This is a genomic window from Flavobacterium oncorhynchi, from assembly GCF_002217355.1.
In the GTDB taxonomy this organism is placed as follows: Bacteria; Bacteroidota; Bacteroidia; order Flavobacteriales; family Flavobacteriaceae; genus Flavobacterium; species Flavobacterium oncorhynchi.
On sequence record NZ_MUHA01000006.1, the window covers coordinates 179,195 to 191,406 of the forward strand.

General features: G+C 34.8%; 9 protein-coding genes. 2 read left to right on the forward strand and 7 right to left on the reverse strand.

What is annotated here, in order from left to right; translation table 11 throughout:
• Window positions 1-135: 135 nt before the first annotated feature.
• A complete protein-coding gene (gene rho, locus B0A75_RS05305) occupies window positions 136-1,962 on the forward strand; it encodes a transcription termination factor Rho (protein ID WP_089053252.1) in 1,827 nt (608 codons plus the stop codon).
• Window positions 1,963-2,092: 130 nt separating this feature from the next.
• Here rho and B0A75_RS05310 read toward each other — a convergent pair whose 3' ends face one another.
• From B0A75_RS05310 to B0A75_RS05330, 5 genes are all read right to left on the reverse strand, one after another.
• Complete coding sequence (locus tag B0A75_RS05310; RefSeq protein ID WP_089053253.1) at window positions 2,093-3,109, reverse strand: M28 family peptidase; 1,017 nt, start codon at window positions 3,107-3,109, stop codon at window positions 2,093-2,095.
• A gap of 6 nt (window positions 3,110-3,115) precedes the next feature.
• Window positions 3,116-4,180 carry a DUF3667 domain-containing protein gene (locus B0A75_RS05315; RefSeq protein ID WP_089053254.1) on the reverse strand — a complete coding sequence of 355 codons (1,065 nt, stop codon included), beginning with the start codon at window positions 4,178-4,180 and terminating at the stop codon, window positions 3,116-3,118.
• A 49-nt stretch (window positions 4,181-4,229) separates the two neighbouring features.
• Window positions 4,230-5,003 carry a dienelactone hydrolase family protein gene (locus B0A75_RS05320; RefSeq protein ID WP_089053255.1) on the reverse strand — a complete coding sequence of 258 codons (774 nt, stop codon included), beginning with the start codon at window positions 5,001-5,003 and terminating at the stop codon, window positions 4,230-4,232.
• A 101-nt stretch (window positions 5,004-5,104) separates the two neighbouring features.
• Window positions 5,105-7,306 (reverse strand): penicillin acylase family protein, encoded by a 2,202-nt coding sequence (locus B0A75_RS05325; protein ID WP_244284349.1) that lies wholly within the window; start codon window positions 7,304-7,306, stop codon window positions 5,105-5,107.
• Between the two features lie 10 nt (window positions 7,307-7,316).
• On the reverse strand, window positions 7,317-7,769 hold the full coding sequence (locus tag B0A75_RS05330; protein WP_089053257.1) for an Lrp/AsnC family transcriptional regulator: 453 nt from the start codon (window positions 7,767-7,769) through the stop codon (window positions 7,317-7,319).
• Window positions 7,770-7,963: 194 nt separating this feature from the next.
• Between B0A75_RS05330 and rocD the strand changes: the two genes are divergently transcribed.
• Entirely contained in the window at window positions 7,964-9,214 is a 1,251-nt protein-coding gene (gene rocD, locus B0A75_RS05335) for an ornithine--oxo-acid transaminase (RefSeq protein WP_089053258.1), read from the forward strand.
• Window positions 9,215-9,348: 134 nt separating this feature from the next.
• Here rocD and B0A75_RS05340 read toward each other — a convergent pair whose 3' ends face one another.
• A complete protein-coding gene (locus B0A75_RS05340) occupies window positions 9,349-11,283 on the reverse strand; it encodes a family 2A encapsulin nanocompartment cargo protein cysteine desulfurase (RefSeq protein ID WP_089053259.1) in 1,935 nt (644 codons plus the stop codon).
• The gene (locus B0A75_RS05345) at window positions 11,267-12,187 is read right to left on the reverse strand and encodes a family 2A encapsulin nanocompartment shell protein (RefSeq protein WP_089053260.1); all 921 of its coding nucleotides are present in this window, start codon (window positions 12,185-12,187) and stop codon (window positions 11,267-11,269) included. Before B0A75_RS05345 ends, B0A75_RS05340 begins: the two co-directional genes overlap by 17 nt.
• Window positions 12,188-12,212 lie beyond the last annotated feature (25 nt).

Genomic DNA, 12,212 nt, shown 5'->3' on the forward strand with positions numbered 1-12,212 from the left:
TTGTATGATTAAATTTTATTCGTATTATTGCATCATAATACCGTAAGCACTTCATACTGCGGTCAATTGAATTAAATATATCTACCTATTCTTTTACAGTTTTTCCTTTAAAATAATTAAATTCATAGAACATTCATGTTTGATATTTCTGCATTAAAAGAAATGAAGCTTTCTGAGCTTCAAGAAATAGCTAAGTTAGCTAAAACAATAAAGTTTAATGGCGTTAAAAAAGATACTCTGATTACTCAGATATTAGCGCACCAAGAGGCGGCTTCAGCGGCGCCGGAACCAACTATTGTTGAAAAGGAAATAACTGATGATAAACCAAAAAGAGCTAGAATTGCTCCGGCAAAGAAAATTGTCAGTAAAAATGCTCCAGTTTTAGAATTTGATAAGATTGAAGAAACTCCAAAGGAAATTGAAACTCCTGCGGCGTTAGAAAAAAAGGAAACTGTACAAGTTCAAGAAAAAGCAGAAAATAAAACGGCAGAGAATAAAGCAGCAGAAAAGAAAGCACCGAAAATAGTTAAGTTTAATAAATCAGCTTACGAAAAAAAGGTAGCACTGCAAAAAGAAAAAGAAGCAGCAAAAGAAATAGTTTCAAACGAAGAAACATCTGAAACACCTGAAACACCAGCAATTGTTGCAAATACAGAGAAATCTGAAACTCCTGCCCCAGCAAAAAAGATTGTTCCTAATCAGAATAAAAATCAAAATCCCAACCCAAATCAAAATCCAGCTCAAAACCCAAACCAAAGCGGGAATGGAAACGGGAATAACGGAAACCAAAATCCAAACCAAAATCATAAAAATAAAAAGAATAATTTCAGAGATTCAGATTTTGAATTTGATGGAATTATAGAAAGTGAAGGTGTTCTTGAAATGATGCCTGACGGTTATGGATTTTTGCGTTCATCAGATTATAATTATTTAGCGTCTCCTGATGATATTTATTTATCGACTTCACAAATTAGATTGTTTGGTTTAAAAACTGGAGATACTGTAAAAGGTGTGGTTCGCCCTCCAAAAGAAGGAGAAAAGTTTTTTCCTTTAGTTCGTGTTCTTAAAATCAATGGTCACGATCCGCAAGTTGTTCGCGATAGAGTTTCTTTTGAACATTTGACGCCGGTTTTCCCTTCAGAAAAATTCAAATTAGCCGAAAAAGGAAGTTCAGTTTCTACTCGTATTATTGATTTGTTTTCTCCAATAGGAAAAGGTCAACGTGGTATGATAGTCGCACAACCGAAAACGGGTAAAACAATGTTATTAAAAGACATTGCAAATGCAATTGCAGCTAACCATCCTGAGGTTTATTTAATTGTTCTTTTAATTGATGAGCGTCCTGAAGAGGTTACAGATATGCAGCGCAGTGTTCGTGGTGAAGTTATTGCTTCGACTTTTGACAGAGAGCCGCAAGAACACGTAAAAATTGCTAATATCGTACTAGAAAAAGCAAAACGTTTAGTAGAATGTGGTCACGATGTAGTGATTTTACTAGATTCGATTACACGTTTAGCAAGAGCTTATAATACAGTTCAGCCGGCATCTGGAAAAGTGTTAAGTGGAGGTGTGGATGCAAATGCATTACAAAAACCAAAACGTTTCTTTGGAGCGGCTAGAAATGTAGAAAATGGCGGTTCGTTAAGTATCATCGCAACTGCATTGACAGAAACAGGTTCTAAAATGGATGAGGTTATCTTTGAAGAGTTCAAAGGAACTGGTAACATGGAGCTTCAATTGGATCGTAAAATTGCTAACAAACGTATTTTCCCTGCAATTGATCTTACTTCGTCAAGCACACGTCGTGATGATTTATTATTGGATGAGAAAACGTTGCAAAGAATGTGGATTATGCGTAAATATCTTTCAGATATGAACCCAGTAGAATCTATGGATTTTGTAAACGATCGTTTCAAAAAAACTAGAAATAACGAAGAGTTTTTGATTTCTATGAATGACTAGAGGAAAGGTGCTGAGGGACTAAGGTCCTGAGTAGCTAAGGTTTTTCTTTTAGTATTCTGTATTTATTATACAAAAAAGGGATGAGTTAAAAACTCATCCCTTTTTTTGTGAACCTCAGAACCTCAGAACCTTATTTCTTATCAACTACAGGTCTATTTTCTCTATTGGCTAAATCCCAGGCAACAACAAAAGCTAGTTTTGTTCTTTTGGTTAAAGCATCGTATTCAATTTTTTCAGGATTGTCATCTTTTCCGTGATAATCTTCGTGAACTCCGTTGAAGAAGAAAACAGAAGGAATACCATGTTTAGCAAAGTTATAATGGTCAGAACGCTCGTAAAAATGATTTGGATCTTTTGGATCATTGAATTTAAAATCTAAATCTACTTTAGTGTATTTTTCATTTTGAGATACCACAGCATTGTGTAAATCGGATGATAGTCGATCAGCACCAATTACATAAACATAATTGTTTGTTTTAGTGTGTTCTACGTCACGACGGCCAATCATATCAATATTGATATCGGCAACAGTATTGGCAAGTGGAAATAAAGGATTTTCAGAGTAATAACGTGAACCGTGTAAACCATGTTCTTCGCCAGTTACGTGAAGGAATAAAATTGAACGTTTTGGTCCATGTCCTTGTTTTTTTGCTTTTGCAAATGCTTTAGCCATTTCAATAACCGCAACGGTTCCAGAACCGTCATCATCGGCACCGTTGTATATGTCTTCGCCTTTAACGCCTACGTGGTCATAATGTGCTGAAATTACTAAAACTTCATTTGGTTTTTCAGATCCTTCAATATATGCCCAAATGTTTTCAGAGTCTGGTAAGTTTTCGTTACGTCTTGCATTTAGGAAAGATGCAGGGATATGTTGATAATAATCTTTTGCTCCTTTTGGGAATGAAACACCACTTTTTTTGTATTGCTCAATCATATACAATCCAGCCTTTTTTTGTCCGGGAGAACCCGTTTCGCGGCCTTGCATTTCATCTGATGCAACAACATACAGCATTTTTTTTAGGTCTTTTTCAGAAATCGAGTTTAAGTATTTCGTTGGATCTGAGTTGTCTTTTGATGCAGCGGACTGGGTGTTTTTACACGAAAACGCTGAGGCAATTAATAATAAAACTACAATTTTTTTCATTTGGTATTAGTGTAAATTGATAAATGTGTAAAAAGCAAAAGCAATTAGTAAAAATAGAATAAAAAATGAGTTTATGAAAAATAATACTACACTTTTAGTAAAGGATACAATTCTTGATTCTCCGTAAAATCTATGATGCGCTGGGAAAAAATAATAAAATGCCCACACGACTCCTGCAAATGTGAAACAGTCAATTACGATAGAAAGTAGTGAATTGTTTATTGCGTTTCCTATTTTTCCAACGGAGAAAAGTACTAGAAAAATCAGCAGTAAAAACGAAAAATAATGCAGCGTAAATATGCCATGGTCAAAATAATACCAACGCTTTTTACTATGAAAAATCCATAAAAAGAAAGCAAAGAAAGGCATGATGATAAACAAAACTTTAGGTAAGTTGTGTATAAAAGACTCTATGAATTTATTGAAAAGTTCTTGATTGGTATTTTTATCTTTTATGATTTGTATTTTTCTATTTATCCAATAACTAAAATCAGAAAGTTTCTCAGCTTTTGAACCATATTTTTGAATGGAGTCAATTTGTTTAACAGATTTATATCCTAAATTTATTAGACTATTGTCACTTGATTTTGGATTATCTAACATATTCTGAATCGCCTTTTTGTCTTCTGGTGATACCGAATCAGAGCTTAATAAGGCTTTTACGTTTTCATTTTCTTTTAATGAATTTGTCTGCTTTGAAATTTCTTTTTGAACCTTTTCTGTTTTTACAGATTCGTTTGTGTCTTCTTCTACATGAATAGGAAACATAGCTATTAATAAAAAGGTTATAAAACTTATAAAAATATATAGCCTAACCGGAGCCAAATAAGATAATCGTCTTCCTGAAAGATATTCTTTAGTTAAAGTTGAAGGTTTTAAAAGAAGGTTTTTTATGGTTTTCCAAAATGCATTTTCATAGTGTGTTAGATCTTCAATGAAATGAATAAATAAATGATGAAAAGTTTTACGGGAATCACTGTTTTCTTGTCCGCAGTTTGGACAGAACTTTTGTTCAACAACATGTCTGCAGTTCAAGCAGGTTTTGTCTTCTCTAATTTTGTTGTGTGACATTGGTGTATTAATTGTTTTGATTTTGGTTTTTTGATTGGTATTTTAAGATTTACTTTTTAAGCACTTCATTTAGAAAAAGCTGTAAATGCTCAAAAGCTCTTTTTGCTGCAATGGGATTATAGGCAGCACCTTTTGAATTGTCATTTCCAGCCTCAGGATTTGTAAACGAGTGTACTGCATTTGCGTAATAAATCATCTGCCAATCGGCCTTAGAATCGCGCATTTCCTGCTGAAATGATGCCACTTCATCTTTTGATACAAACGGATCATCAGCACCATGACAAATAAGAACTTTTGTAGTAATAGGTTCGGTTTTTCTAGAAGTATCTTTTCCTAAACCTCCATGAAACGAAGCAACACCTTTAAGTTTTAAACCTCCGCGAGCGGCTTCTAAAACTCCTGTTCCTCCAAAACAATACCCAATAGCGGCAATATTGTCTTGGTTTGCGCCTAATTTTATTAATTCATAAAGTGCAATATCAATTCTTTTTTGATAGGCGTTATAATTTGTTTTATAATAACCGGCTTGTTTTCCAGCTTCAGAAGTGTTTTTAGGAACATTTCCTTCGCCATAAATATCAGCTATAAAAACATTATAACCCAGTTTTGCTAAATTTTCGGCAATTCCTTTAGAAGCATTATCAATTCCAAGCCATGCTGGAAGCATTAAGATACTTGGATTTTCGGAGCTTTTTTCAGCAGCTTTTATATATAAGCCATTCAAAACCTGCTTGCCGTCAGAATATTTTATTGGTTTCAATTGTGCATTCATTAGGGTAGTATTTAGTAAAATTCCTAAAACAAATAGCTGTATGATTTTCATAAAATGATATTTTTAAGACAAATATGAGGAATATTACAATAAAAAAAAACCTCAAAAGACATTTCTTCTGAGGTTTGTTTATTTAAAGCAGGCTTTAGAGATTATTCTCCTGGATGATAAGTGCGCTCAGCATTTTTTTCGACATCGTCCTTATAAAATAAAACATCTTTAAATTGCCCATTTTGATACATTTGGGCTTGATCAAAAAAGTGTTTTGAGTTTATGTCTCCGCTATTTCCTCCTGCTAATACTGATTTCGCTTTTATCTTTGATCCAAATTCGACAACACAGACAAAACTATTACCATTGTAACCGTAACGTTTTTTGGAACCATTTTGGTAACTGCTTTTAAAAGAAGGAAGACTTCCCCAAGAACCAGGGCCATAAGCAATTGGTAAACTTGGTTTCGAATCGTCATACTTTAAATTAATATCACCATTAGAACGTTGAAAACGATTGATTTCTCCCCACGGAATCTGCCATGTTCCCCATTTAGCTTTTAAATCTTTTACTACTGCCTGCAGTTGTGGAACCAATTGTTCTGCAGTTGCATTTTTAGCAAATTTTTTAGTGTTTTCTACTTGATCAGTTTCTCCTTCGTTAACATAAGCTTTTTGAATGATAGGATCTAGTTTGTATGCCCATTCGACCGCTAGAGTTGTTGCTATAGAATTTTCTTTGGCATAATAATCCCAGTTTTTTAAAATAGAGATTGGTTCAGCAAGTTCAATATAGGCGGCATCTGTAGGTTTTATGTTTTTTTCGAAAACTTCTGTCAAAGCGGGAATCAAGATTTCAAAAATAGATAGTTTAGAATCGTAACCGTCAGTAATAACTTCATCTAAAGTATATTTTTTGTCTTTACTAAAAATACGAACAGCGTTTATACCTCTAAAATTTTCTCCATCAGGAGACATATATGCAGGATAGTCTTCTTTCTTTGGACTATTAGTTCCCGCTGCGGTGTATGGTGTTGAATTACAGTTTTGCAGCCATCCGTTTGTTGGATTATACAAATGAACCGTTTCATTTACGTCGTGGAGTCCTTTCCATTGCGTTGCAGAAATCGATCCGTCAACGACTTTTGACCAATTGAGATTTTTATCTCTTACCGGAATAAAGTTTCCGTGCCAATAAGCAATATTCCCATTACTATCCGCATAAACAGTATTGTTGGAAGTATTGGCTTTCAGATCCATTGCCTTTTTATAGTCGTCAAAATCTTTTGATTTCGTTCTAACCCAGCTTTGAATTAAACTATTCATTGAGCGATTATTAGATTTTAAGCTTATCCATTTCCCGTCTCGTTTAGCCATTATTGGACCATTATTGGTAAAGTAAGTTTTAAGTGTTTTAGGGACTAGTTTTCCATTCTCTAAATACTTAATGGTGATTTCTTTCTCAATTACAGGAATTAATTTTTTGTCGTATTCGTAGAACAGTTTATTTTTTTTCAAAACAATTTTTTCAGCGTACATATCGGCAACATCAACATTTGAAGAAGTGTGCATCCAGCCGCAGTTTTCATTAAATCCTTGATAGATAAAAAATTGTCCCCAGGTCACGGCGCCATAAGCATTTAAACCTTCTTCACTTGAAACTTGAACCTCTGGTCTGAAATAAAAAGTAGTATGCGGATTAATATAAAGAATAGCATTTCCAGAAGTCGTTTTTGAAGGAGCAAAGGCGAATCCATTTGAACCCGTCTGTACATTTTTTTCTCTTTCTACGTAGGCTGTTTTTTCATTGCTGCCCGAGTAAAAAGCTTTTAATTCTCCTACTGAAAGATCGGCTGTACTAATTGCGCCAATACTTCCGTCTGTCCAAAGTAAAGGAAACCAAGGCTCGAAATGAGTTAGTAAAAAAGGTTTTACTTCAGGATGTTTGTACAAGTAAAAATTGATTCCATCAGCATAACTATCCAATAGCTTTTTTAGCCAGGGCGCTGCATTTTTATAATCGGTTTTAGCTTCGTTGATATCTATTAAAAGTTTTATTTCTAAATCATTATATAGAACAGATTGTCCTTTTATTTCAGAAAGACGACCTAGTTTTTCTATATAATTCATCTCAACACGTTTAAAATCATCTTCGCATTGTGCATACATTAAACCAAAAACAGCCGCAGCATCCGTTTTTCCATAAATATGAGGAATTCCCCAGTTATCACGAATTATGGTTACTTTTTGTGCTGTTTCTTCCAATTTCGCAATTTCTTTTTTACTTAGATTTTGAGAAAAAGCAAACATAGAAATGCAGCAAAAAAGAAGTGTTGTATGTAATAATTTAGCAGAATAAATCATATTTATTTTTTTACAAGGATACATTTCGTTTAAAGGCACATCCTAATTCAACCATCGAATCTGTTTTTGCAATTCCGGGTATATTATCGATTTTTTCGTATAATATTTTTCGCATGTGCTCGTGGTTTTTTGCCGTAATCTTAAGGTAAAGTGTAAAAGATCCAGTTACAAAATAACATTCTGTAATTTCTGGAATTGCTTTTAAAGCTTCAATAATTCTTTCGGAGTCAGAATCTTTATTGAGCGTAATTCCGGTAAAAGAAGCCCAGTCATAGCCAATTTGCTTTTCATTTAAAATAGGTTTGATGCCTGCAATTATGCCTTGTTCAAATAAACGATTAATACGTTGATGCACCATTGTATTCGAAATCTTCAAATTAGAAGCAATTGTCGAATAAGCTATTCTGCCATCTTTTTCTAATTCTTTGATAATTTTTACGTCAAACTCATCTAAAATATCCATGCGAAAATTTTTATTTTCTGTAAAGATAAAAATAAGTCTGATTTGTCTGGGTGATTACAAAAACAAAATGACTTAATATGTGTTTCAAAATTGATGTTTTGGTTTTTTAAAAGCTATTTATGAGTTAAATTGTCTTGTTTTTGGTTTAAAATAAATAATTTTTATACTTTTGCAGAAGTAAAAAAGAAATTATCATGGCAAATACTCAAGAAATACTTTCGGCAAAATCTGAGATTTTAATCGAGAAAGAGAATAAATACGGAGCTCACAATTACCATCCGCTTCCTGTGGTTTTAGAAAAAGGAGAAGGCGTTTATGTATGGGATGTTGATGGGAAAAAGTATTATGATTTTTTATCAGCATATTCAGCAGTAAATCAAGGGCATTGTCATCCTAAAATTGTGAAAGCAATGGTTGATCAAGCTCAAAAATTGACGCTTACTTCACGTGCTTTTTACAATGATAAATTAGGAAACTACGAAGAATTTGTAACGAAGTATTTTGGTTTTGATAAAGTTTTACCAATGAATACTGGCGCTGAAGCTGTTGAAACAGCTCTTAAAGTGTGTCGTAAATGGGCTTATGAAGTAAAAGGTATTCCAGAAAATCAAGCGCAGATCATTGTTTGTGAGAATAATTTTCACGGAAGAACAACTACAATTATTTCGTTTTCTAATGATGAATCGGCTCGTAAAAACTTTGGACCGTTTACTGATGGATTTATAAAAATTGAATATGATAATCTTGAAGCACTTGAAAAAGCTTTAGAATCATCAAAAACTATTGCAGGATTTCTAGTAGAGCCAATTCAAGGTGAAGCCGGTGTTTATGTACCGTCTGAAGGATATTTAGCAAAAGCAAAAGCATTATGTGAGAAACATAATGTTTTATTTATAGCCGATGAGGTTCAAACTGGAATTGCGCGTACTGGAAAATTACTAGCGGTTCATCATGAAAATGTACAGCCGGATATTTTAATTTTAGGTAAAGCCATTTCGGGCGGAGTTTATCCAGTTTCGGCTGTTTTATGTAATGACGAAATTATGAACGTTATTAAACCAGGTCAGCACGGATCTACTTTTGGAGGAAATCCTGTCGCGGCTGCTGTTGCAATTGCAGCTTTGGAAGTTGTAAAAGAAGAAAATCTTGCTGAAAATGCAGAGCGTTTAGGTGTTGTTTTAAGAAAGGGATTGAACGAAATCGCTGAAAGAAATAATTTAATTACACTGGTTCGCGGTAAAGGACTTTTGAATGCTATTGTTATTAACTGTGATGAAGATTCTGATTTAGCTTGGCAGATTTGCTTAAAATTTAGAGATAACGGACTGCTTGCAAAACCAACTCATGGCAATAAAATTAGATTAGCACCGCCTTTGGTAATGACAGAAACTCAAATTCAGGAATGTCTGGTTATAATCGAAAAATCATTGAATGAATTTAAGTAATTAATTCAGCTTACTTTATTATAAAAAAAGGCGATTGTATTGAAACAGTCGCCTTTTGTTTATAATTACTTAAAATATCAAAAAAAGTAATTATCTCTTTGAATAGATGCGTGAGACATTTACTCTTAATTATATTAAAATCTTACTTTTTTTAGTTCCCACAATGTCTTGATAAAAGTATCAACATCTTGTGTGGTATTGTAAAAAGCCAATGAAGGGCGAACTGTTGTTTCAACTCCCATTCGTCGCAAAATAGGCTGTGCACAATGATGACCGGTTCGTACTGCAACACCTTCTTTATTCAAAGCCTGTCCAACTTGATCGTTGCTGTAACCTTGTAAATTAAAAGAGAGCACACTCGCTTTGTCTTTTGCAGTTCCAATCAATCGCACGCCCGGAATTTCTTTTAAAAGATTTGTTGCGTATTCCAGCAAATAATGCTCGTATTGTCCAATTGTATCGATACCTAATTTGGTAACATAATCGATTGCTGCGCCAAGACCAATAGCATCTGCAATATTTCCTGTTCCAGCTTCAAAACGATTAGGAGCTTTGTGGTATTTTATTTCCTCAAAAGTTACATCCTGAATCATGTTTCCGCCAGATTGATACGGAGGCATTTCATTTAATAAATCTTCTTTACCATACAAAGCGCCAATTCCGGTTGGACCAAAAAGCTTATGTCCAGAAAACACCAGCCAATCTGGATTTAAATCCTGTACATCAACTTTCATATGCGAAACGGATTGTGCGCCGTCTATCAGAACTTTGGCACCAACAGCATGCGCCATTTCAGTAATTCTTTTAGCAGGAGTTACGGTACCAAGTGCATTTGAAACTTGTGTAAAAGCAACCAAACGTGTTTTTGAGTTGAGCAGTTTTGCATATTCATCCAGCAAAATCTGACCATCATCATCAACAGGAATTACTCTAAGTTTTAAACCTTTTTTGTCTGCTAGTCGTTTCCACGGAACTATATTGGCGTGATGTTCTAAATTGCTTACGATAATTTCATCGCCGGCACTTAAATTTTGATCGCCCCAAGTGCACGCTACTAAGTTTATTCCTTCTGTTGCGCCTCGCACAAAAACAATTTCGTTTACCGAAGATGCATTCAAGAATGTTTTTACCTTTTCACGAGCTGCTTCATAAGCATCAGAAGCTCTAGCGGCTAACTCATGTGCTGCACGATGAATGTTTGAATTTTCGTGTTCATAGAAATAAGCAATACGCTCAATTACCGATTTTGGTTTTTGAGTAGTAGCTGCATTATCAAACCAAACTAATGGTTTTCCGTTTACTGTTTCGCTTAAAATTGGGAAATCTTTTTTGATCAAATTGGCATCAAAATGAGAAGTTGTAAAGCCGCTAATTTCTTTTGGTGTGAATGTGTTTCCAACAATTGCATTTGTATTTCTTTTATCAAAAGCAAATGGATTTTGATCTATAAAATAATACGAATTTGCAGCGTCATTTCCATTTAACGGAAAAGCTTCACGTTTCGTAAATTGTGTATCAACAAATGCTAAAGCAGCTTTTAACTCAATCTCAAAAGAAGAATTCTCTGTTTGAAATGGCAGATATTCATTGTTTAAGAGCAGTTGAGAAAAAACACTTTCCTCATTTAATTGCGGAGTGGCTGCGTTTTTTAAGTTAGTGTCATAAAAACCAGTGTGCGGATTGTTGAGGTTTAGATTATAATCTTCCTGAACCCCCGATGTTGTAACGCCGCTTTTAGGATCAAATCCTGCTCCAGCATTAGGATATAATGCAGAAGCTCCTGAACCATAATTTGCAACTGTAGGTGAAGCTCCAAAACCACTAAATGCAGGCAAAGCCGAAGGTGTGTTTACTGCGCTTTGTGATGAAAGTGGAGGGTCACCGCTGCCTAAATTTCCAGTTTGCAAAAACGTTTCTACAACTTTTGCGGCACGAGGATGTTCAGTACGATCTGGACTTAACGAGATTTCTTTAGGAAATTCGTTAGGCAGCGTCTTGAACAATTCGTTGGCTAAATGCTGTAAATCGTCAATGTTTGGCAAGCCGTTATCGTTAGTATTTGTACTCATGATATTTGCCTATTTCTACATCTTCTAAAACTGCAATTGCGTCATCTACTAAAATGGCTAATGAACAATAAAGAGAGACCAAATAAGAAGCAATTGCTTTTTCGTTTATTCCCATAAAACGAACTGATAATCCTGGAGACTGTTCGCCTTGCAGTCCCGGTTGAATAAGACCGATAACTCCTTGACGACTTTCGCCGGTACGCAACAAAATGATTTTTGATTTTCCGTTTTTAATTGGTAGTTTATCTGACGGAATCAGCGGAATACCTCTCCAAGTTAAAAATTGAGATCCAAATAAAGACGTAGTTGGCGGCGGTACACCGCGACGTGTACATTCGCGTCCAAAAGCAGCAATGGCTAACGGATGAAGCAAGAAAAATCCGGGTTCTTTCCAGACTTTCGTCAATAATTCGTCTAAATCGTCTGGAGTTGGTGCGCCAGTTCTGGTTTTTATTATTTGGGATGAAGCAACATTACTTAATAAACCATAATCTTTATTGTTGATTAATTCGCTTTCCTGACGTTCTTTAATCGTCTCGATTGCCAGTCTAAGCTGCTCTGAAATTTGATTATAAGGCTTGCTGTACAAGTCAGAAACACGAGTATGTACTTCGACAATAGTTTGTACTGCAGCAAGATTATATTCTCGAGGATTCTCGATATAATCAACAAAGGTATTTGGTAAAACCCTTTCGTCTCGTGCAGAACAGTCAACTTGTATATGATTGGCGTCTTTTACTTTGTTCAAACGAAAAACTCCTGATTCTACCGGTGTCCAATGTAAAAGATGCGTCAGCCAGCGTGGACTGATAGTTCCAATTTGAGGAACTGTACGTGTAGCAATTGCTAATTGTCTTGCAGCTACATCTCCTAATGCGGTCTGCTGTTGTTTTGATTCCGCCATGATTTAAAGGTTTAAAAGGTTAATT